The sequence below is a fragment of the Achromobacter sp. NCFB-sbj8-Ac1-l genome, from assembly GCF_052695805.1.
In genome coordinates, this window is the sequence record NZ_CP199812.1 from 260,834 (window position 1) to 283,366 (window position 22,533).

Annotated in this window: 17 protein-coding genes; 10 read left to right on the top strand and 7 right to left on the bottom strand. The window is 67.3% G+C overall.

Annotated features, from left to right (window positions below; translation table 11 throughout):
- Positions 1-16: 16 nt before the first annotated feature.
- The 4 genes from panB to ACUDP5_RS01290 form a co-directional block, all read right to left on the bottom strand.
- Positions 17-844 carry a 3-methyl-2-oxobutanoate hydroxymethyltransferase gene (panB, locus tag ACUDP5_RS01275; RefSeq protein WP_445657987.1) on the bottom strand — a complete coding sequence of 276 codons (828 nt, stop codon included), beginning with the start codon at positions 842-844 and terminating at the stop codon, positions 17-19.
- A 93-nt stretch (positions 845-937) separates the two neighbouring features.
- Positions 938-2,857, bottom strand: a complete 1,920-nt coding sequence (locus ACUDP5_RS01280) for a bifunctional metallophosphatase/5'-nucleotidase (RefSeq protein WP_445657988.1) — start codon at positions 2,855-2,857, stop codon at positions 938-940.
- A gap of 165 nt (positions 2,858-3,022) precedes the next feature.
- Positions 3,023-4,132, bottom strand: a complete 1,110-nt coding sequence (locus ACUDP5_RS01285) for an S-(hydroxymethyl)glutathione dehydrogenase/class III alcohol dehydrogenase (RefSeq protein ID WP_008164710.1) — start codon at positions 4,130-4,132, stop codon at positions 3,023-3,025.
- A 28-nt stretch (positions 4,133-4,160) separates the two neighbouring features.
- A complete protein-coding gene (locus tag ACUDP5_RS01290; RefSeq protein WP_025139862.1) occupies positions 4,161-4,451 on the bottom strand; it encodes a metal/formaldehyde-sensitive transcriptional repressor in 291 nt (96 codons plus the stop codon).
- Positions 4,452-4,602: 151 nt separating this feature from the next.
- Here ACUDP5_RS01290 and hutC point away from each other — a divergent pair, with 151 nt between their 5' ends.
- The 6 genes from hutC to hutI all read left to right on the top strand — a co-directional run bounded on the left by hutC (position 4,603) and on the right by hutI (position 12,086).
- Positions 4,603-5,346, top strand: a complete 744-nt coding sequence (gene hutC / locus ACUDP5_RS01295) for a histidine utilization repressor (protein WP_445657989.1) — start codon at positions 4,603-4,605, stop codon at positions 5,344-5,346.
- Positions 5,343-5,942, top strand: a complete 600-nt coding sequence (locus tag ACUDP5_RS01300; RefSeq protein ID WP_263912875.1) for a HutD/Ves family protein — start codon at positions 5,343-5,345, stop codon at positions 5,940-5,942. Before hutC ends, ACUDP5_RS01300 begins: the two co-directional genes overlap by 4 nt.
- 183 nt (positions 5,943-6,125) lie before the next feature.
- On the top strand, positions 6,126-7,817 hold the full coding sequence (gene hutU, locus ACUDP5_RS01305; protein WP_445657990.1) for a urocanate hydratase: 1,692 nt from the start codon (positions 6,126-6,128) through the stop codon (positions 7,815-7,817).
- Positions 7,818-7,873: 56 nt separating this feature from the next.
- Complete coding sequence (locus tag ACUDP5_RS01310) at positions 7,874-9,298, top strand: purine-cytosine permease family protein (protein ID WP_445657991.1); 1,425 nt, start codon at positions 7,874-7,876, stop codon at positions 9,296-9,298.
- Between the two features lie 28 nt (positions 9,299-9,326).
- On the top strand, positions 9,327-10,856 hold the full coding sequence (gene hutH, locus ACUDP5_RS01315) for a histidine ammonia-lyase (RefSeq protein ID WP_263912878.1): 1,530 nt from the start codon (positions 9,327-9,329) through the stop codon (positions 10,854-10,856).
- Between the two features lie 12 nt (positions 10,857-10,868).
- The gene (gene hutI / locus ACUDP5_RS01320) at positions 10,869-12,086 is read left to right on the top strand and encodes an imidazolonepropionase (RefSeq protein WP_445657992.1); all 1,218 of its coding nucleotides are present in this window, start codon (positions 10,869-10,871) and stop codon (positions 12,084-12,086) included.
- 53 nt (positions 12,087-12,139) lie between these two features.
- Here hutI and ACUDP5_RS01325 read toward each other — a convergent pair whose 3' ends face one another.
- Complete coding sequence (locus ACUDP5_RS01325; protein ID WP_445657993.1) at positions 12,140-13,762, bottom strand: methyl-accepting chemotaxis protein; 1,623 nt, start codon at positions 13,760-13,762, stop codon at positions 12,140-12,142.
- 141 nt (positions 13,763-13,903) lie between these two features.
- On the bottom strand, positions 13,904-15,313 hold the full coding sequence (locus tag ACUDP5_RS01330; RefSeq protein ID WP_445657994.1) for an MFS transporter: 1,410 nt from the start codon (positions 15,311-15,313) through the stop codon (positions 13,904-13,906).
- A gap of 483 nt (positions 15,314-15,796) precedes the next feature.
- On the opposite strand from ACUDP5_RS01330, the gene ACUDP5_RS01335 reads away from it, so the two are divergent.
- Genes ACUDP5_RS01335 through ACUDP5_RS01350 form a run of 4 tightly spaced genes read left to right on the top strand, consistent with a single transcriptional unit; the run spans position 15,797 to position 20,449 of the window.
- The gene (locus ACUDP5_RS01335) at positions 15,797-16,306 is read left to right on the top strand and encodes a spore coat protein U domain-containing protein (RefSeq protein ID WP_263912882.1); all 510 of its coding nucleotides are present in this window, start codon (positions 15,797-15,799) and stop codon (positions 16,304-16,306) included.
- Positions 16,307-16,347: 41 nt separating this feature from the next.
- On the top strand, positions 16,348-17,061 hold the full coding sequence (locus ACUDP5_RS01340) for a fimbrial biogenesis chaperone (protein ID WP_445657995.1): 714 nt from the start codon (positions 16,348-16,350) through the stop codon (positions 17,059-17,061).
- Between the two features lie 56 nt (positions 17,062-17,117).
- Positions 17,118-19,463 (top strand): fimbria/pilus outer membrane usher protein, encoded by a 2,346-nt coding sequence (locus ACUDP5_RS01345; RefSeq protein ID WP_445657996.1) that lies wholly within the window; start codon positions 17,118-17,120, stop codon positions 19,461-19,463.
- Positions 19,460-20,449, top strand: a complete 990-nt coding sequence (locus tag ACUDP5_RS01350) for a spore coat U domain-containing protein (RefSeq protein ID WP_263912885.1) — start codon at positions 19,460-19,462, stop codon at positions 20,447-20,449. Before ACUDP5_RS01345 ends, ACUDP5_RS01350 begins: the two co-directional genes overlap by 4 nt.
- A gap of 15 nt (positions 20,450-20,464) precedes the next feature.
- On the opposite strand, the gene ACUDP5_RS01355 is transcribed toward ACUDP5_RS01350, so the two are convergent.
- On the bottom strand, positions 20,465-22,522 hold the full coding sequence (locus ACUDP5_RS01355) for a site-specific recombinase (RefSeq protein ID WP_263912886.1): 2,058 nt from the start codon (positions 22,520-22,522) through the stop codon (positions 20,465-20,467).
- Between the last annotated feature and the right edge of the window lie 11 nt (positions 22,523-22,533).

A 22,533-nucleotide genomic window follows, 5' to 3' on the forward strand; every position in this document is an offset into this window, starting at 1 on the left:
CGGCCCCGTGGCCCGCCTAGTACAGGTGCTCTGCCTGCGGAAAGCGGCGGGCGCGCACGTCGTCGGCGTAGCTGCGCGCGGCAGCCTGGATGCGGTCGGCCAGGCTGTCGTAGCGTTTGACGAAGCGTGCCGTGCGCTCGAACATGCCCAGCATGTCGTCCACGACCAGCACCTGGCCGTCGCAGTCGACCGATGCCCCGATGCCGATGGTGGGGCACGCAATGGCGTGGGTGATGGCCTGCGCCAGCGATTCGACCACACCTTCGATCACGACCGAGAACGCGCCGGCGTCGGCCACTGCAGAGGCATCGGCGGCGATGCGGGCATATTCGGCTTCGCCGCGTCCGCGTGCGCCGTAGCCGCCCAGGATGTTGACGGCCTGCGGCGTCAGGCCGATGTGCGCCATGACGGGAATGCCGCGCGCCGACAGGTACGCGATGGTCGGCGCCATGGCCTGGCCGCCTTCCAGCTTGATGGCGCCCGCGCCGGTTTCCTTCATGACGCGCGCGGCCGACCGAAAGGCCTGTTCCGGGCTTTCTTCGTAGCTGCCGAATGGCATGTCGACCACGACCAGCGCCTGGCGCGAGCCGCGCACCACGGCCGCGCCATGCGCGATCATCATGTCCAGCGTGACCGGCACCGTGGAAGGCAGGCCGTAGAGGGTCTGCGCCAGGCTGTCGCCCACCAGCAGGGCGTCGCAGTGCGGATCCAGCAGCTCGGCCATGCGCGCGGTGTAGGCGGTGAGCATGACCAGGGGCTCGGCGCGCTTGCGTGCGCGAAAGGCCGGGGCGGTCATGCGGCGGGGCGCCGCGGCGGCGGCGTTCAAGGTGGCGGTGGTGGACATGCGCAGGCTCCTGGTGTGCGGCGCGCGCGGGCCTGGCAGGCAGGCGCCGCGCACGCGGCACAGGTATATCACGGCCTGGGCGGGGCTGTCCGCCTATTCGCTGTACGTCTTCGTGCTGTACAGGCTGATCGGCAGCAGGTTCAGCACCGGCAGGCCGGACACGGGGTCCTTGGCCTGCTTGTCGATGTAGGCCTGCAGCACGTCGGCATCCAGCACGCCGATGTCCTGGCGCCGCGCTGCGGGCACGTTGGCCAGCGTCTTGTAGCCGTCGCCGCCGGTGGCATTGAAGCTCAGCACGAACAGCTTGTAGGTGCGGGTCGGGTCCACTGGCAGCCAGTTGCCGCTGGCGTTGTCGTGCACTTCGATATTGGACACCCGGCTGCCTTGGGCCAGCGCCGCGTTCACGTCCCAGCGCAGGCCCCCCGCGTAGGGATACGGACCGGTGGAACCGCCCGGACCGTAGACGGCCTGCATGCCGTCTTCCAGCATGCTCTTGACCTCGGCGCCGGTGACGTCCAGGCGCCACAGCATGTTGCCGAACGGCACCACCTCGATCACGTTGGCGGCCGTCACGTTGCCCAGCAGCGGCACGCGCACGCCACCGCCGCTTTGCAGCGAGATGTCGGCGCCGCCATAGCTGGCGTTGGCCACCTCCAGGTAGGCTTGCGCCACCAGCTGCTGGATGTCGCCGCCGTGCAGGTTGACGTTGCCCAGTGTGTTGCAGGCCACGCTGGAGCGGTTGTAGTCGCGCGAACCCGGGCCGCCCGGTACGCGGCGCGAGCACAGCTCCTGCGGTACCGAAGCGACCAGGCTGGCGCTGAAGGCATCGACCTTGGCCTTGAAGGGTTGCAGCACCGAGGTCGCCTGGGCGTCGGGCGCCTGCACGCGCAGGAAGCCGCTGGCAGCCACGTCGGCCAGGATGGCGGTCTTGTCTGCCGCCGCAGGCGTCGCGCCGCCGATGGTGAACGCATCGCCCACCAGCACGTGCGGGGTGCCGGCGCAGGCCGTCACGTCGCCGTTTTCATCGAAGCTGACCTTCAGCTCGCCCACCACCTGCGAGTATTCCCAGGCCTGCACCAGGCAGACGGGCTTGCCGTCCTTGTTGCGCAGTTCGGTCGGGTAGGCACCCGCGGGCGAGCCGACGCCGTAGGTCGACAGTGCAGCCGGGCCCAGCAGCGTGTGCGAATCGCCGCCCACCACCACGTCCACGCCGCTCAGCTTGGGAATGATCTGCTTGTCGTAGTCATAGCCGATGTGGCTCATCACCACGATCTTGTTCACGCCCTGGGCGCGCAGCGCATCGATCTGCTGTTGCGCCGCGGCGGTCTCGTCAGAGAACCGCGTGCCGGGGTCGGGGCTGGAGGACTGCTGCGTCTTGTTGGCGATGGTCAGGCCCACCAGGCCGATCGGCTGGCCATCGCGCTGCAAGGTGATGGATGGCTTGACCATGCCCGGCGCGCGCGATGGATTCAACGCAGAGTTGGCGCCGAACGTGACGTTGGCGCTCAGCACGGGGGTCTGGCAGGTGCCGGCATGCAGCAGCTCGATGAAGCGCTTCAGACCGCTGTCGCCCTTGTCGAATTCGTGGTTGCCCAGCGTCATGGCGTCAAAGCAGACCGTGTTCATCAGCGCGGCATCGGCCTCGCCGGGATCGCCCGCACGGTTGAAGTACAGCGTGCCGGTGGTGGCGTCGCCCGCGTGCAGTTTCAGCACGTTGGGCGATTTCGCGGCCAGTTCCTTGAAGGCCGCCGTCACCCGCGGAAAACCGCCCACGTCCGTGTTCACGGTCACGCGGGAACCCGCCGCATTCTTGAGCTTCAGGTCTTTCTTCTTGCTGTCCAGGTTGGAGTGATGATCGTTGATGTGCAGGATCGTCAGTTCCATCGGCCGGCTGGCCGCCGGGCCCGGCGTGGCCGGCGCATCGTCATCGTCGTCGCTGCCGCCGCAACCGGCCAACAACGCCATCATCAGGCTCAATGCTGCCGCGCCGGCAGTCCTCTTCCACGTCGTCATGCGTGCATCCCTCTTGTTCTACGAGGGCGCATGGTCGCGGGCCAAGATTACGTGAAGATGAATGACAGCACTGTCATGGGCCGTGGCGGCGATGTCTTGCGTTGGTCACACAAACAGAAAGGCCCGGCGCAATCGCACCGGGCCTGTCGTGGTGCGGCAGGCGGATCAGTAGTGGATCACGGTGCGGATCGACTTGCCTTCATGCATCAGGTCGAATGCTTCGTTGATGCGGTCCAGCGGCAGCGTGTGCGTCACGAACGGGTCCAGGTCGATCTTGCCGCTCATCGCGTCTTCGACCATGCCCGGCAGCTGCGTGCGGCCCTTGACGCCGCCGAAGGCCGAGCCGCGCCACACACGGCCGGTGACCAGCTGGAACGGGCGGGTGCTGATTTCCTGGCCGGCGCCGGCCACGCCGATGATGATGCTTTCGCCCCAGCCCTTGTGGCAGCATTCCAGCGCGGCGCGCATCACGTGCACGTTGCCGATGCACTCGAACGAGAAGTCCACGCCGCCATCGGTCAGTTCGACGATGACTTCCTGGATGGGCTTGTCGTAGTCCTTGGGGTTGATGCAGTCGGTGGCGCCCATGGCGCTGGCCAGCACGAACTTGTTCGGGTTGGTGTCCACCGCGATGATGCGGCCGGCCTTGGCCTGCACCGCGCCCTGGATCACCGCCAGGCCGATGCCGCCCAGGCCGAACACGGCAACGGTATCGCCTTCCTTGACCTTGGCGGTGTTGTGCACCGCGCCCAGGCCGGTCGTGACGCCGCAGCCCAGCAGACAGACCTTTTCGTGCGGGGCCGCCGGGTTGATCTTGGCCAGCGAGATCTCGTTGACCACGGTGTATTCGCTGAACGTCGAGCAGCCCATGTAGTGGTACAGCGGCTTGCCCTCGTAGCTGAAGCGCGAGGTGCCGTCCGGCATGACGCCCTTGCCCTGCGTGGCGCGCACCTTCTGGCACAGGTTGGTCTTGCCCGACAGGCAGAACTTGCACTCGCGGCACTCGGCCGTGTAGAGCGGAATGACGTGGTCGCCCGGCTTGAGCGACGTGACGCCCTCGCCCACTTCGACCACCACGCCGGCGCCTTCGTGGCCCAGCACGGCCGGGAACAGGCCTTCGGGGTCGTCACCGCTGAGGGTGAACGCATCCGTGTGACAGACGCCGGTGTGGGTGATCTGCACCAGCACCTCGCCGCGCTGCGGCGGCGCGACGTCGATTTCAACGATTTCCAGCGGCTTGCCGGGTCCGAATGCGACTGCTGCGCGTGATTTCATAAGCTTTGCTCCACGAGGTCGGGTGGCGTTATTTCAAATAGGAACGGACGATGCGCATGACCTGATCGATCTCCGCTTCGGGTTCGAGCGTCGCGCCGGGTCGTCCGCCCTGGGCGGATTGCAGGAAGGTTTCCCGAAGATGGCTTTCAAGCACTTCGGCCATCAAGCCCGTGGCCGCGCCGCGCAGGGCGGCCAGCTGCTGCAGCAGTGCGCCGCATTCCGTGCCTTCGTTGACGGCGCGCTCAAGCGCCAGCGCCTGGCCCTGGATACGGCGCAGGCGCGTGGTGACGCGCTTCTTTTCAGCGGGGGAATGGGGCACGGCGGGCTCCGGTCGATACAGGGGGGGAGTATACGAAACCGGGGCTTCCGCGTCCAGTTGATCGATCTTCGTGCCACCTTCCCTTGTCTGTACATGTCTATCACCCCCCTATAATCCGCTTTCGACCAACGGCACGACACAGGACCTTTCCGTGGCTTCTTCCCCGCCCCGCCTGCCGGCCCAGGCCACCGCCCCGCCGGCTCCGCTTTACGCCCATCTCAAGCAGATGATCGCCCAGCAGATTCGCAGCGGCGCCTGGCCCGCGCATTACCGCGTGCCGTCGGAAAGCGAACTGGTGCAGGAATTGGGCTATTCGCGCATGACCGTCAACCGCGCGCTGCGCGAACTGACGGCCGAAGGCCTGCTGGTGCGCATGCAAGGCGTGGGCACGTTCGTGGCGCAGCCCAAGACGCGTTCGGCGCTGTTCGCCGTCAACAATATTGCGGATGAAATCGCGGCCCGCGGCCATCGGCACCATAGCCGCGTGGTGCGGCTGGTCGAAGAGCCCGCGGGCGGCGAGCAGGCCTCGGCGCTGGATATCCGCGAAGGCCAGCCGGTTTTCCATTCCATCATCGTGCACTTCGAAGACGATGTGCCGATCCAGCTGGAAGACCGCTACGTCAATGTGCGGCTGGCGCCCGACTATCTGAAGCAGGACTTCTCACAACATACGCCCTATGAATACCTGACGCGCGTGGCTCCGCTGACCGAAGGCGAACACGTGGTCGAGGCCATCGTCGCCAAGCCGCGCGAATGCCAGCTGCTGCAGATCGACCGCACCGAACCCTGTCTGCTGATTCGTCGGCGCACCTGGTCGGGCGAGCGCGTGGTGACGTTGGCCCGCCTGATCCACCCCGGATCGCGTCACCGTCTTGAAGGAAAGTTTTCCACATGAAGCCTCTCGATGCGCGCCTGTACCGGGCGCAGGACTATCCCCGCATGCCGTGGCGCAATGGCGGTGGCATCACGCAGGAAGTGGCGTGCAACCCGGGCGGCAGCAGCGCGGCGTTCGACTGGCGGCTGTCCATCGCCGAGGTGGCGCAGGACGGCGGATTCTCGGTGTTCAGCGGCTTGCAGCGCATCATCACCGTGCTCGAAGGCGCGGGTATCGCCCTGACGGTGGACGGCCAGGCGCAGGCGCCGCTTGGGCCGCGGCAGGCCTACGCGTTTTCGGGCGATGCGGCGGTGGACTGCCGGCTGGTCAACGGCCCCATCCGCGATTTCAACCTGATCTATTCGCCGGCCCGCTATCACGCGCGCTTGCAGTGGATCGGCGGGGCACGGCATTGGACGTTCCATAGCGCGGCCAGTACGGTGCTGTTGTTGAATGCCGGCTCGGACCTGAGCCTGTGGTGCGACGGCCAGCCCTTGCAGGCGCCCTCGCGGTACGACTGCCTGCATATCGAGGGACCGGACGGCTTGGCCGAATATCGGCTGGAATCCGAAGGCATGCTCGATGCTTGCCTGATCGAATTGGTGCCGCGCGCGTAAGCCGGGTGCTGCGAGGCGGCGCGGGGCGGATGCCCCGGCGCCCGTGGCGGGGCATCGGTCTCATCGACATCGCCTTACGGGAAATCCCTGACCTGCAAACCCGTTCGTCTCACTTGTATATACAAGCATAGGCGTCCTATGATTTCTGCAACGGCTGCGCGGCAAGGCGCGGCGCCTGCGATCATGGAGACGACCTTGGAAAAATCGAACCGATACCGCGATGTTGAGATCCGCGCGCCGCGCGGCACTGCGTTGACCGCCAAGAGCTGGTTGACCGAAGCGCCGCTGCGCATGCTGATGAACAACCTCGATCCGGACGTGGCCGAGAACCCGAAGGAACTGGTCGTCTATGGCGGCATCGGCCGCGCCGTGCGCGACTGGGACTGCTACGACAGGATGGTCGAGGTCCTGACCCGGCTGAACGACGACGAGACGCTGCTGGTGCAGTCGGGCAAGCCGGTGGGCGTGTTCAAGACGCACGCCAATGCGCCGCGCGTGCTGATCGCCAATTCCAACCTGGTGCCGCACTGGGCCACCTGGGAACACTTCAACGAACTGGATGCCAAGGGCCTGGCGATGTACGGCCAGATGACGGCCGGCAGCTGGATCTACATCGGCAGCCAGGGCATCGTGCAAGGCACCTACGAGACCTTCGTGGAAGCCGGCCGCCAGCACTACGGCGGTGACCTGACGGGCCGCTGGGTGCTGACCGCCGGCCTGGGCGGCATGGGCGGCGCCCAGCCGCTGGCCGCGACCCTGGCCGGCGCTTGCTCGCTGACCGTGGAATGCCAGCAAAGCCGCATCGATTTCCGCTTGCGCACCCGCTACGTCGACGAGCAGGCCGCCGACCTGGATGACGCACTGGCCCGCATCGCCCGGTACACGCAGGCCGGCCGCGCGATCTCGATCGCGCTGTGCGGCAATGCGGCCGAGGTGCTGCCCGAACTGGTGCGCCGCGGCGTGCGCCCGGACATGGTGACCGACCAGACCAGCGCGCACGACCCGTTGAACGGCTATCTGCCCGCCGGCTGGACCTGGGACGCGTATCGCGCGCGCGCCCAGCGCGAGCCTGCGGCGGTGGTGAAGGCGGCCAGGCAATCCATGGCCGCGCACGTCAAGGCCATGCTGGCCTTCCAGCAGCAGGGCGTGCCGACCTTCGACTACGGCAACAACATCCGCCAGATGGCCAAGGAAGAAGGCGTGGCCAATGCGTTTGATTTTCCCGGCTTCGTGCCGGCGTATATCCGACCGCTGTTCTGCCGCGGCGTGGGGCCGTTCCGCTGGGCGGCGCTGTCCGGCGATCCGCAGGACATCTACAAGACCGATGCCAAGGTCAAGGAACTGATCCCCGACGACGCACATCTGCACAACTGGTTGAACATGGCACGCGAACGCATCAACTTCCAGGGGCTGCCCGCACGTATCTGCTGGGTGGGCCTGGGGCAGCGCGCCAAGCTGGGCCTGGCCTTCAATGAAATGGTGCGCAGCGGCGAATTGTCGGCGCCCGTGGTGATCGGCCGCGACCACCTGGATTCCGGCTCGGTCGCCAGCCCCAACCGCGAAACCGAAGCCATGCGCGACGGCTCCGATGCGGTGTCCGACTGGCCGTTGTTGAACGCCCTGCTGAACACGGCCGGCGGCGCCACCTGGGTGTCGCTGCACCATGGCGGCGGCGTGGGCATGGGCTACTCACAGCATGCCGGCATGGTGATCGTGTGCGACGGCACCGACGCCGCCGCCGAGCGCATCGCGCGGGTGCTGACCAACGACCCGGCCACCGGCGTGATGCGCCATGCCGACGCCGGCTACGAAGACGCCATCGACTGCGCCCGCGAGCAAGGTTTGAATCTGCCGATGATCAACACCAGCCGTTGATCCACGGCCAGGCCAAATGAAAAAAGGCGCCGGCCGGCGCCCGCAAGGAGAATCGCATGGAGCAGGCAAGCGCCGCATCGAAAGGCGCGCTGATCGAGCAACGTTCGATCGACTTCATTCCGGAAACCGAGCGCCATGGCAGGCTGCATAGCCAGTTCACGCTCTGGATGGGTGCCAACCTGCAGATCACCGCCATCGTCACCGGTGCCCTGGCGGTGGTGCTGGGCGGTGATGTGTTCTGGTCCCTGATCGGCCTGTTCATCGGCCAGGTGTTCGGCGGCGCGGTCATGGCGCTGCACGCGGCGCAAGGGCCCAAGCTGGGCCTGCCGCAGATGATCTCCAGCCGGGTGCAGTTCGGCGTCTATGGCGCGGCAATTCCGATCGTGCTGGTATGCCTGATGTACCTGGGCTTCACGGCCACCGGCACGGTGTTGTCCGGTCAGGCCATCGGCCAGCTGCTGGGCGTGAGCGACAGCGCCGGCATCCTGGTGTTTGCCAGCGTGATCGTACTGGTGACGGTGTTTGGGTACCGCATGATCCACCTGATCGGGCGGGTCGCCAGCGTGCTGGGACTGATCGCCTTCGTGTATCTGTTCAGCCGGGTGATCGCGCTGGGCGATGTCGGGCAGTTGCTGCAGATTCGCCATTTCAGCTGGACGTCGTTCTTGCTGGCCGTATCGCTGGCGGCATCCTGGCAGATCGCCTACGGCCCCTATGTGGCGGACTATTCGCGTTACCTGCCCAGCCGCACGTCGTCGTTCAAGACTTTCCTGGCGGTGGGCCTGGGCTCGGTGCTGGGCGCGCAGATCGCCATGGTGCTGGGGGTGTTGGCCGCCGCGATGGCGGCCGGTCAGTTCGCTGGCCGCGAGGTGGCGTACATCGTCGGCCTGGGCGGCACGGGCACGATGGCGGCGCTGCTGTATTTCAGCATCGCCTTTGGCAAGGTGACGATCTCGACGCTCAATTCCTACGGCAGCTTCATGTGCATCGCCACCATCATCAGCGGCTTTCGCGGCCATGTCGATATCACCCGGCGCCAACGGCTCTGCTTCGTGCTGGTGATCGTGGGCGCGGCGACCTGCGTGGCGCTGGTCGGCCAGCATTCGTTCCTGAACGCGTTCAAGTCGTTCATCCTGTTCCTGCTGGCGTTCTTCACGCCCTGGAGCGCCGTCAACCTGGTGGACTATTACTTCGTCAACCACGGTCGCTACGACGTTGCCGCGTTGGCGGACCCCGACGGCCGCTATGGCCGCTGGAACTGGCCCGGTATCCTGGTATATGTGTTCGGCGTGCTGGTGCAGATGCCCTTCATCTCGACCAAGCTCTACACCGGCCCGCTGGTTGCGCACCTGGGTGGCGTCGATATTTCCTGGATCATCGGGCTGATCGTGCCCGGCATCCTGTATTACCTGTTTGCCCGCCGTGACCCGCTGCCCGCGACCATGGCGTATGCGGCCGGCGGCCGGCACGATACTGCATGACACGGACCCACCGTCCTGGAGAAAAACAATGGATCTGCACCTGAACCCCGGCCACCTGACCCTGGCGCAATTGCGCCAGGTGTACCAGCAGCCGGGCCGTGTGACGCTGGACCCGGCGGCCTACGGGCCGGTTGACGCCAGCGTCGCCTGCGTCGAGCGCATCATCGCCGACGGCCGCACGGCCTACGGCATCAATACCGGCTTCGGCCTGCTCGCGTCCACCAAGATCGCGCGCGAAGACCTGCAAGCGCTGCAAAGCTCGCTGGTGCTGTCGCACGCGGCCGGCGTGGGCGAGCCGCTGGACGATGCGATGGTGCGACTCATCATGGTGCTCAAGATCAACAGCCTGGCTCGGGGCCGTTCGGGTATTCGACGCCAGGTCATCGACAGCCTGATTGCGCTGGTCAATGCCGGCGTCTATCCGCACATTCCGCTCAAGGGGTCCGTGGGTGCCTCGGGCGACCTGGCGCCGCTGGCGCATATGTCGCTGCTGCTGTTGGGCGAAAGCCGGGCGCGCCATCGCGGCGAATGGCTGCCGGCCAAAGAAGCCCTGGCGCGCGCCGGGCTCGAACCCCTGACGCTGGCCGCCAAGGAAGGGCTGGCGCTCTTGAACGGCACCCAGGTGTCCACGGCCTATGCGTTGCGCGGCCTGTTCGAGGCCGAAGACCTGCTGGCCGCCGGCCTGGTGTGTGGCAGCCTCAGCGTCGAAGCCATGCTGGGTTCGCGCGTGCCGTTCGATGCCCGCATCCACGAGGCGCGCGGCCAGATCGGCCAGATCGACGTGGCCGCCGTGTTCCGCGACCTGCTGACCGATGACAGCGAAGTGGGCCATTCGCACGTGGATTGCGACAAGGTGCAGGACCCCTATTCGCTGCGCTGCCAGCCGCAAGTGATGGGCGCCTGCCTGACCCAGATCCGCCATGTGGCGCAGGTGCTGCAGATCGAGGCCAACGCGGTGTCCGACAACCCGCTGGTGTTTGCCGAACAGGGCGACGTGCTGTCGGGCGGCAATTTCCACGCCGAACCGGTGGCGCTGGTGGCCGACAACCTGGCCTTGGCGCTGGCCGAGATCGGCGCCCTGTCGGAACGCCGCATTTCGCTGATGATGGACAAACACATGTCGCAGCTGCCGCCCTTCCTGGTCAGCAACGGCGGCGTGAATTCGGGCTTCATGATCGCCCAGGTGACTGCGGCCGCGCTGGCCAGCGACAACAAGGCGCTGGCGCACCCCGCCAGCGTCGACAGCCTGCCCACGTCGGCCAACCAGGAAGACCACGTATCGATGGCGCCGAACGCCGGCAAGCGGCTGTGGCCCATGGCCGAGAACGTGCGCGATATCCTGGCGATCGAGTGGTTGGGCGCCTGCCAGGGGCTGGATTTCCGCGCAGGGTTGAAGACCTCGCCCAAGCTGGAACGGGCCCGCGGGTTGCTGCGCGAAAAGGTGGCGCATTACGAGAAAGACCGCTTTTTCGCGCCCGACATCGAAGCGGCCAGCCAGTTGATCGGGGCCCGCCACTTGAACGCCCTGATGCCCCCGGGCCTGTTGCCCAGCCTTTGACGGAGCGCATCCATGAAACAGGTATGGCGCAACTGCCACGCCGCCACCATGGCCGATGGCCGCTATTCGACGATCGAGCGGGCCGCGCTGGTGACCGACGGTGCACGCATCGCCTGGATCGGTCCCGACAACGCGTTGCCGCCTATCGATGCCGAGCACGAGCACGACCTGGGCGGCGCCTGGGTCACGCCCGGCCTGATCGACTGCCACACCCATCTGGTGTTCGGCGGCAACCGCAGCCAGGAGTTCGAGCAGCGGCTGCAAGGCGTGGACTACGCGGTGATTGCGGCGCAGGGCGGCGGCATCGCCAGCACAGTGCGCGCGACGCGCGAGGCCACCGAAGCGCAGCTGTATGCCAGCGCCCGCAAGCGCGCCCTGCACCTGCTGCGAGACGGCGTGACCACGCTGGAGGTCAAGTCAGGCTACGGGCTGGATCTGCCCAGCGAACGCAAGATGCTGCGGGTGGCGCGGCGCCTGGGCCAGACGTTGCCGCTGACGGTGCGGGCGACCTGCCTGGCTGCGCACGCGCTGCCTCCGGAATTCGCGGGCCGCGCCGACGACTACATCGATGAAGTCGCGCGCCGCATGCTGCCGGTGCTGGCGGCCGAAGGGCTGGTCGATGCTGTGGATGCCTTCTGCGAGCACCTGGCGTTTTCACCGGCGCAGGTCGAGCGTGTGTTCCAGGCCGCGGCCCACCTGGGCCTGCCAGTCAAGCTGCACGCCGAACAGCTATCGTCGTTGCACGGGGCCAGCCTGGCCGCGCGCTACGGCGCGCTGTCGGCGGACCACCTGGAATACCTGACCGAAGCCGACGTGCGGGCCATGGCTGCGGCCGGCACGGTGGCGGTGCTGCTGCCGGGTGCGTTCTACGCCTTGCGCGAAACCCAGCTGCCGCCCATTGAACTGCTGCGTCGCCATGGGGTGCCCATTGCGATTTCCAGCGACCTGAACCCGGGCACGTCGCCGGCCCTGTCGTTGCGGCTGATGTTGAGCATGGCGTGCACCCTGTTCCGCCTGACACCGGAAGAAGCGCTGGCCGGGGCCACCGTGCACGCGGCCCGCGCGCTGGGCCTGCAGGCCACGCATGGCGTATTGGCGGCGGACATGACGGCCGACTTCGTCGCCTGGGACATCTCGCACCCGGCCGAACTGGCCTACTGGATCGGCGGTGAGCTGCCCAAGCGGGTGGTGCGCCATGGCCAGCCAGTGTGTGTCACCACGCTGGAATAAGGCGCGGCGTCTTTTGCCCACAGGCGGGCCGTTCTGACGGCTCGCCTGGGCGTTCACGCCGATAACGCCAGGCGTTCCCGTGCCGGCGCGGCCAGGGTCTCGTGGGCGGCATCCGGGCCCGGCAGCCGGAAGGCGCTGACCGAACTCTGCAGGCGCTGGGCCTGTGATTCCAGCGACGCGGCGGCGGCGGCCGCCTGTTCGACCAGCGCGGCGTTCTGCTGGGTCACCTGGTCCATCTGCGTGACGGCGGTGTTGACCTGGTCGATACCGGTGACCTGTTCGCGCGACGCGGCCGCGATTTCGCCGACCAGCAGCGTCAGGCGCTCGATCGCGGCCTGGATTTCCTGCATCGTGCGCCCGGCGGTCTCGACCTGGACGGAACCGGCCTGCACCGTCGCGCCCGACGCGCCGAGCAGCTGCTTGATTTCCTTGGCAGCGCTGGCGCTGCGCTGGGCCAGTGAACGCACTTCGCCCGCCACCACCGCGAAGCCCTTGCCTTGCTCACCGGCTCGGGCGGCTTCCACGGCCGCGTTCAGGGCCAGGATGTTGGTCTGGAACGCGATGCCGTCGATCACGCCGACGATATCCTCGATGCGGCCGGAGTCCTGCGCGATCTCGCGCATGGTGGCCACGGCGCTTTGCACCGCCTCGCTGCCGCGAAGCGCCACCTGCGAGGCCTCGGCCGCCATGGCGTTGGCCTGGCGGGCGTTGTCGGCGTTGCTGGTCACGGTGGACAGCAGCTCTTCCATGCTGGCGGCGGTTTCTTCCAGCGATGCGGCTTGCTGCTCGGTGCGGCTGGACAGGTCCTGGTTGCCCGCGGCAATCTCGCTGGACCCGGTGTTGATCTCGGCCACGCCGTCGCGAACGGCGTGCACGGTGCGCACCAGGCTGGCCTGCATGTCTTGCAGATAGGGGATCAGTTGCCCCGCGCAGTTGCGGCCGAACGGCACGATGGGCACGGTCAGGTCGCCGCGGCTGATGTGCTGGAAATGCTGCTTGAGGTCGTCAAGCGGGCGCCGGACGAATGCCACGACGTAGCGGTCACCCAGAAACAGCAGCAACAGGCTCACGGCCAGTACCACCCCGATCCCGGTATAGGCCTGCTGGCGCTCGTGGGCGGCCGATTCGATCAGTGCGTCCTGGCGGTTCTTGGCATAGGTCTCGTAGTTCTCGATACTCTTGCCGAAGGCCCGGCTGGCGGCAACCACCGGTCCGCTGGCGTGGGCACGTGCCTTTTCGATGTCGTCCTGGGCCAGGAAATTGCGCTGCACTGCAATACCGCCATTGACCAGCGCATCGAAGCCGCCTTGCAGTGGTTCCAGGATGGACGCAGGCGTGTTCGCCTTGGCCGATTCCAGGAACAGGGCCTGGTGTTTGCGGGCCTCGTCCAGCGCGGCGTCGATGCCGCGTCCTTCTTCGGCTGCGGGGCCGGCCAGGCCGTCCCGCGCATATTCCAGCTGGCGGGCCAGCCGCAAGCGGGCCCGCATGATCTGGTCGTTGACTCGCGAAAGGGATGCGACTTCGTTCAGGAGATTGTTGCTGGCGGTGAGCGCCTCGCCGGCGCCACGCAATCCATGGACGCTGATGGCCGACTGGCCTGCCAGCAGGACACTGATCGTGAGCAAGGTGCACAGGATCATGCGGCGGATGGTGATGTCTTTCAGGAACTGTGTCATACGCGTCTTTCTAGGGTGTAGAGAGGGACTACACCCGGACAACGGCCCCGCCTGAACGATATTTAGCGCGTGTTGCACATCTTACGTATATGTCTGGCCCGTTCTGGAATATATCGAAATCAACCGCAATAAATAGGGGTTTCAGCGCGTCGCCGCGGCTTGCGGGGGTTCCACCGCGCCGAAGCGCAACCGTGCAAAACTGGCCAGGCTGGCCAGCGCCGCGCACAGACCGCCCAGCCACAGCGACATGACGGCGCCGTGCGTGGTCGACACGTTGAAGCACGCGGCCACCAGCGCCGCGCCCGTGGCCTGGCCCAGCAGGCGCACCGTGCCGATCATGCCGCTGGCCCCGCCCGCCCGCGACGGCGGGGCCGACGTCATGATGGCGCGCAGGTTGGGCGACTGGAAAAAGCCGAAGCCTGCCCCGCACAGCGCCATGCGCCAGGAAATGTCCCAGGCCGAGGGCGCGGCCGGCAGCAAGGCCATCGACGCCATGCCCAAGGCCAGCAGCGCCAGGCCCACGCCGCCCAGCATGCCCGCCGGGTAGTGGTCGGACAGGCGCCCGGCGATGGGTGCCATGATGGCCACCACGACTGGCCACGGCGTGATCAGGAAGCCGGTGTGCACCTGCGTGTAGCCCAGCACGGTCTGGAACAGGAACGGCAGCGACACGAACGCCAGCGCCTGCGCCGCGAAGGCGCACACGGCGGTCGCGGCTGACAGCGCGAACAGCGGTCGGCGCAGCAGGTCCACCGCCAGGATGGGCGCCGGGTGGCCGGCCTGGCGACGCATCAGCAGCCACAGGCTGGCGGCGGCCAGGCCCCATTCCAGCGTGACGCGCGGCCAGGGCGCGCTGTGCGCCAGTTCGTTGGAGCCCAGCACGAACAAGCCCAGCGTCGTCGCGCACAGCGCAGCGGCCACGCCGTCAAAGCCGTGCGTGGACCGCGTGGTTTCGGGCAGGCCGCGCAGGCCCAGCACCATGGCGAGCAGGCCGATCGGCACGTTGATCAGGAACAGCCAGTGCCATGACCCCAGCAGCAGGATGGTGGACGCCGCGGTGGGGCCGGCGGCAAACGACAGGCCCACCACCATGGCGTTCAGGCCCATGCCGCGTCCCAGCACCGGCGCGGGATAGATGAAGCGCAGCAGGGCGGCGTTGACGCTCATGACGCCGGCCGCGCCCAGCCCTTGCAGGATGCGCGCCGCCACCAGCACCGGCAGCGACGGCGCCAGCCCGCACGCCAATGACGACAGCGTGAACACCACGATACCCACCATGTAGACGCGCCGATGCCCCAGGATCTCGCCCAGCGCCGCCGCCGGCAGCAGGCCCGCCACCATGGCCAACTGGTAGCCGCTGATGACCCAGATCGAGCCCGCATCGCTGGCTTGCAGGTCATGCGCGATGGTGGGCAGTGCCGTGTTGGCGATGGCAGTGTCCAGGCTGGCCATGCAGACGGCCAGCATGACGGCCAGCAGCGCGCCCAGGCGCTCGGACGCCGGCAGGCCCTGGCCCGCCGGATAGATGGTATTGCGTGAGAACGAGAACATGAGGAGCCGCGCGGCAAGGCGTCGGGGCCAGGCGGCGCCGACCGGAAGTGAGGGGGTGGTTGTGCGTTGATTCTAGTGCGACATGGCGATTCAACGCTTCGTCAGCCAGGGGGGACGGCCCTGACGACTGGAGGGGGATGCGGGCGCTGCGCCCGATAATGCGACCGGATGGTCACCCTTGGTGTGGGTCGAATAATCGGCCCGCATAATCGTGCGTGGCGGCAATCGGCGTCGAGTCGGCGGATTTTGTTACTAGCTGAAATTATCTAATTTGCTGATTTACAACAATTTATCCGATACTGCCCGAAGCCTGTTTTCATAGAGAAAACGCGTCGATTTGCCGAGATTTGTTAATCGGATCGGTTAGAAAGGGTAAATAGCGTCATTCAAAAATTAACTGAATCACGCCGCGCCGGTGTATCCGACGTACCATGTTTCCTATGCAAGTCTGATAGTGCAACAGTATTTCGTGGGGGTGATTTCATGAAACGCTTGTCTTTGTGCGCGACGACTCTGGCCTTGGCAACCGCAGGCGCTTTACCGCTTTCGGCCCAGGCGCAAACCACCGCCAACATGGTGGTGACGCTGACCATCACGGCAAACTGCACCATCGCCGCGAATAATCTCAATTTCGGCAGCCACGGGGTGTTGAACACCGCGTTCAGCAATACCACCACGGTCAACGTGACCTGCACGAATACCACTCCCTATACCGTAGGGCTCAGCGCCGGCACGGGCACGGGGTCCACCCTGGCCAACCGGCTCATGAACGGCACGGCCACGGGCAACACGGCCTCCACCGTGGCTTATCAGCTGTATCAACCCGCACCCAACCAGACGGTGGTGTGGGGAGACACCGGCGCGGCGGACCGTGTCGGTGGCACCGGCAGCGGGGCATCCCAGGCGTTGACGGTCACCGGTACGGTGCCCGCGCAGGCGACTCCGGCGCCCGATACCTATTCGTCCACCGTCACCGCGACGGTGTATTTCTAGTGCGGCGCCCGATCGGAAATCACTCGGGCGCAAGCGGCGCGATGCATGGGCTGGCAGGCATTGTGCTGGCCGCCGGTTGCAGCCTTGGCGCCCTGCCCGCGCACGCCGCGACCTTGCAGATATCCCCCGTGCTGGTGGACCTGGCGCCGCAGCAGGCCGCCACTGGCATCATGCTGCGCAATCCGGGGACCACGCCCATCTATGGCCAGGTGCGCGTGTATGCCTGGGACCAGGCGCAGGGCGATGATGTGCTCACGCCCACGACCGAGATCCAGGCCAGCCCACCCATCATCCAGGTGCCGTCCAAGGGCGAACAACTGGTGCGGCTGGTGCGCAGCGGCAACGATCTGGCGCCGCTGCAGAAAAGCTATCGCCTGGTGATCGACGAGATTCCGGACCCTTCCACGCCGCTGGTCAACGGCGTCGTGCTGCGCATGCGCTATTCGGTGCCGGTGTTCGTGGCGGGCGCCACGCCCGAGCCGACGCCCGAGCTGGCCTGGCGGGTGACGCGTGCGGGCAAGGAATGGATTCTGCGGCTGGACAACACCGGCACGCGCTACGCCCAGGTGGCGTCGCTGCAGATCGTGGGCGGCGCGGATGCACAGGTGGCGAAAGTGGATGGCCTGCTGGGCTACGCGTTGGCCCAGCGCCAGCGCGAATGGCGGATACCCGCCAGACACGGCGCGGCAGGGCCGCTGAAAATCAAGGCCCTGGTGAACGGCAGCGCCGTCACCGTGACGCCGCGAGTCGACTGACTGATTGCGCTGCGCGCCTGCCTTGCCGGCGGCCGCGGGGTAAGAGAAGGCAGCCCATGGCAGTACGCGCTATCCGTGCTTGCGGGCGCTGCGCATGCCGTCTCGCGCTCTTCTTGATCGGGGCGTCGGCGGCGGCGGCGGACGTGCCCATCCAACTGGTGTCGTTCGGCGATATCGCCGAGCGCGACGTCTATTTGGAGGTGAGTATCAACGGTGTGAACACCACCCAGTTGCTGCGCTTTCGCGACGCGCAGGGCCGGCTGTCGGCCAGCCCCGGGGCGCTGGGGTCGGTGGGGGTGGACGTGCGCAAGCTGGGCGCGGGGGACGACAGCGAGATCCGGCTCGATGACGTGGCCGGCCTGCGCTACACCTACAACGCGGCAATGCAGTCCGTGAACCTGGTGGTGCCGGACGCGCTGCGCCAGCCCTACCAGGTGGATACGCGCGGCTTGCCCAGGACACCGCCGGCCACGTCGGGCCGAGGGTTGATCCTGAACTATGAGGCCTATGCCCAGACCGACGCCTACAACAAGGTGTCGATGTACAGCGAACAACGCTATTTCGATCCGCGCGGCACCTTCAACAATACCGGCACCGCCTATATGGGCGGCCGTGCCGACCGCTACGTGCGCTACGACACGTACTGGACCCAATCTGACCAGGACACGCTGCGCACGCTGCGAGTGGGCGACACGATCACGTCGTCGTTGAACTGGTCGCGCTCGGTGCGGGTGGCGGGCATCCAGTGGGGGCGCAACTTCGCGCTGCGGCCTGACCTGGTGACCTTTCCGGTGTCTTCGTTGAGCGCCTCGTCGGTGGTGCCGTCGTCGGTGTCGCTGTATGTGAATGGGGTGCAGCAATACTCGGGCAACGTGCCGGCCGGGCCGTTCGTGGTCAACCAGATCCCGGGGATCACCGGATCGGGCCAGGCCACGCTGGTGACGCGCGACGCCCTGGGGCGCAGCGTCAGCACGTCGGTGCCGCTGTACATCGATACGCGCATGCTGGCGGCGGGGCTGTCGAGCTATTCGATCGAGGCGGGCTTTGCGCGGCGCCTGTTCAGCGTGCGGTCTTTCGATTACGACAAGCGGCCCGCCTTCACCGCGTCCGGCCGCTATGGGCTGGACGACGCGTTGACGCTGGAAGGCCATAGCGAGATGAGCGCGGGCGTCTACAACGTGGGCGCGGGCGCCCTGGTGCGGCTGGGGCAGGCGGGCGTGATCAACGGCGCGCTGTCGGGCAGCGCCGGCAATCATGCCGGCGGGCAGGTCAGCCTGGGCTACCAATACGTGCAGCCCGCCTTCAGCGTGGAACTGCAGACCGTGCGCGCGCTGGGCGATTACGGTGACCTGGGGTCGAGGGAAGACGTGCCGGTGCCGCGCCAGACCGACCGGGTGACGTTCTCGCTGCCGCTCACGACCTCGCAGAGCATGGCGTTCAGCTATATCGGCTTTCGCATGCCGCAGTCGCCGGCCGCCAGGATCGGGTCGGCGTCCTATACCGCCAACCTGCACAGCCGCGTGTCGATGAACGTGAGCGCGTACAACGATTTCGCCCAGACCGGATCACACGGCGTCTACCTGGCCCTGTCCATCCTGCTGGGCGACAACACCCAGATCAACGCGTCGGCCGGCAAGCAGGGCGAGCAGAACCTCTACAGCGTCGGCGCGCAGCGCACCGTGGATTACGACGGCGGCTGGGGCTGGGGCGTGGAAAACGGCCGCAGCGGCGGCGGCCAGTACAACCAGGGCAAGGTGCAGTTCCTGGGGCGCTACGGCCAGGTGACCGCGCTGGGGCAGGACTACGCCGGCAAGAGCCAGGCGGCGGTGCAGGCCTCGGGCGCGGTGGTGCTGATGGATGGCGCCCTGACCCCGTCGCGTCGCATCAACGACGGTTTCGCGCTGGTCAGCACCGACGGCACGCCGGACGTGGCAGTGCTGCACGAGAATCGCAAGCTGGGCCGCACCAACAGCGCCGGGCACCTGCTGGTGCCGGACTTGAATTCCTACCAGATCAACCGCCTGTCCATCGACCCTGATGAATTGCCGGTGGACATGAAGCTGGAGTCGACCAAGGTCGTGGTGGTGCCGCAGGCCGGCTCCGGCGTGCTGGCCAGATTCCAGCTGCAGCGCTACGCCGCCGCGTCGGTGGTGCTGCACCTGCCGGACGGCGGCGCGGTGCCGGTGGGGGTGCAGGTGGCCCATGTGGAAAGCGGCAAGCAGTCGGTAGTGGGATACGACGGCATTGCGTTTGTCGAAGACCTCAAAGCGGAGAACCACTTGCGCATCAAGGGCGGCGGGGTGTCCTGCGTGGTGGAGTTTCCCTATCGGCATGATCCCGCGCGGCCGTTGCCGACCTTGGGGCCGTTCGTGTGCCAACCGTTGAAGGAGCCTGGCCAATGAAGTCCGCGTTGTTCTGGGTGGGGGCCTTGCTGGGGCTGGGGTGGTCGGTGGACGCACAGGCGACCACATGTTCGCTCGGGGCCGGCACGGTCAGCACGGTCAATTTCGGCACGGTCAATCCCTTGTTGCCCGCCGATACGTTCGCCGACAGCAATACGGTCACGGTGACGTGCAACTTCACCGCCCTGGCGCTGGGCGCGCGCCTGTGCTTTTCCGCCGGCGTGGGCAATACCAGTCCGTCGGTGGCCGCGCGGGCGCTGGGGGCCGGCGCTTTCCGCATGAACTACAACCTGTATACGGACAGCGGCCACAGCCAGGTATGGGGCGCGGCGACGACCATCGCGCCGACCTCGGTGCTGCTGGCTGGCCCGGCGCTGGGCGGTAATGCGTCTGCGTCGTTCTCGTTCTATGGCAAGCTGCCGGGCGGGCAATCGGGCGTGTCGACCATCGGCAACGCCAACACGCTGTACAGCGAAACCTACGCCACGACGGCCCGCGTCGATATCGCCGTCGGCCTGCTCGCGACGCTGCTGATCAATTGCCCGATTGCGGCGCCGACCCAGACCCTGAGCATCCCGCTGACCGTGCAGGCGACCGTGCAGAAGAACTGCACCATCAATGCCACCAACCTGGCGTTTCCGCCGCAGGGACTGTTGAACCAGGTGGTGACGGCCAACGGCCAGATCACGGTGCGTTGCACCAACAACAATGCCTTCTCGGTGGCGCTCAGCGGCGGTTCGGTGGCCAACAATGTATCGGCGCGCAAGATGAAGCACGCCACGGCGGCGGATACGGTCAGCTACCAGCTGTACCAGGACAGCAACTACGCGACGGTCTGGGGCGACGGCGTCACGGGCGGCACGCCGCTGGCGCGCACGGGAACCGGTGCGAACCAGCAGTTCACGGTCTACGGGCGGGTGCCGGTGCAGGCGACGCCGCGGCCGGGCGACTACAGCGATACCGTCACGGCCACCATTACGTTCTGACGTTGCCGCAACCCGTCACGTCGCCGCCGGCCGCGGCTTGACCGGCCAGAACAGCGTCGCCGGGCGCTGCCAGATACGCCGGCGTACGCCCATCGCCAGGGCCTGGCGATCGCCGCGGCGCAGGTTGCGCGAGCGCAGCGCCACGTTGAAGGCCAGCGCGAAACTCACTCCCACGTTCAGGATGCCGGTCAGGGCCGTGCCGGCCACCGCCATCCAGAACGCATGCGTGTGCACGACTTCCCAGCCCAGCGCGCCGATGGCCGACCCGATCTGGCCCGCGCAAAGCGTGACGTGGCGCACTTCGACGTGTGGGCCGAAGAAGCTGACGATGGCCGGCCCCAGGCCCAGCATCAGGCCCAGCGAGACATTGCCGGCGATACCGGAGATGTTGCGCTGCCAGAAGCCCGCCCAGCGGGCCGCGCCGCGCGCGCCGAACAGGTGGCGCATGCGCCGGTCGTAGGCCATCACGTCGTGCACGCGGTGCAGCGCGAACCAGTTGTCGGCCCACCCGGCGATCAGGCTGGACAGCCACAGCAGCACGCCCGTGGCGGCGGCGTAGATGGGCGTGGGGCCCCAGGCCGAAAACGAGTCGAGCGTGGCCTGCGCTTTTTGCGCGTCGATGAGCGGCCGGTCCAGTGCGTTCTGCGCCACCCACTGCACCGCCCAGGCCAGCGGGAACACCACCGCCAGGTTGCCCAGGATGGCGGCCGCGTTCGAGCGGATCATGGCCAGGGTGTCGTCCAGGAAGGCCTCGCGGCCCTCGGGGGTGTTGGCCTCGTCCAGCCGGTGGGCCAGGGCCGGGCCGGTCATGGCGGGCTGTTTGGTGGCCAGCGTGAAGTGGGCGAAGTGGATCACGAGAAAGCCGCCGGCGTAGTTCAGCGAGGCCAGCAGGCCTTCGATGAACTTGTCCAGGTGCAGCGAGACGATGAAGAACTTCAGGTAGACCGTCAGTACCATTACCAAGCCGCCGCCGGCCGAGGCCTTGAGCATCGTCAGGTATTCGGCCGGGTCGCGCGCGATGTAGTGTTCGCCGGTTTCGGCGGTGCGTTCCATGACGCGGCGGGCCAGTTGCGCGAACGACGAGGCCGCCAGGTGCCGGATGCTGCTGCGGGCCTGGGTCGAGCGGATCAGTTCGGCGGCCAGGTGCACGTATTTGTGGCGCTGGGTGGGGTCGACCCATACGCTCAGCAGCAGCTCGATGCGTGCCAGGCGCAGCTTCATGCGTTCGATCTGGAACACGACTTCGACCGACACGCCGTTCTGTTCCAGTTCGGCATAGACCTGTTGCGAGGCCGCGCGGCAGCTGTCGAGCAGGGCGCGGAACACGTTCAGGCGCCGGCCGAAGACCTCGCGTGGCGTGTCCGGGGCGCTGTCGCACAGTTCGGCGGCGGCCGTGGCCAGCGGAAAGAACGGATTTTCCCGCACCCGGCCCGGCAGGCGCGAGCGTATGTCCTGGGAGAGGCCGGTGGCGCGCACCTGGCTGGCCAGCACCTGGATGCTGCTGGTGAGCGCCTCTTCGAGAATCCGCGGCGGCGGTTCGGGGGCGGCCGGGTCCGCGCGCGCCACCCCGTCGCCGTGGCGCAGCAGCAGGCGCATGCGCGTCAGGGTGTCGTCGTCCAGCGCTTCGATCCAGGAGGCATCGTGGGCCTTGCGGAAGATCAGCGAGAACAGGCCGAACATGTCGCTGCGGTTGGGCGGCGGCGGCAGCAGCCGTGCCTGGGCGCGTTCCCAGAATTCGCCCCAGAAGCCCGGGTGCGAGGCCACGCCGGTATCGCACAGCAGCGAGGTGGGATCGTTGTCGACGATCAGCGAGCGCAGCGTCGCGGCGACGGGCGTGGCCAGCGCCGGGTTGTGTTCCAGCACCTGCAGCACGTAGCGCAGGCGCGCGTGCTGCGGGTGGCGTCCGTCGTCGTTCGGGGCCTGTGCCGGCCGGTCGATCCAGCGGCACAGGTCCACCATCCAGAGATTGCGCTGCGCCAGGGGCGCTTCGGGATCGGCGCCGGCCAGGATCACGTCCAGCTGAGGTCCGCCATGGCTGGACGCGCGCCATTTACGCCAAAGAGAGGTCAGCATCGTCGGGCCTT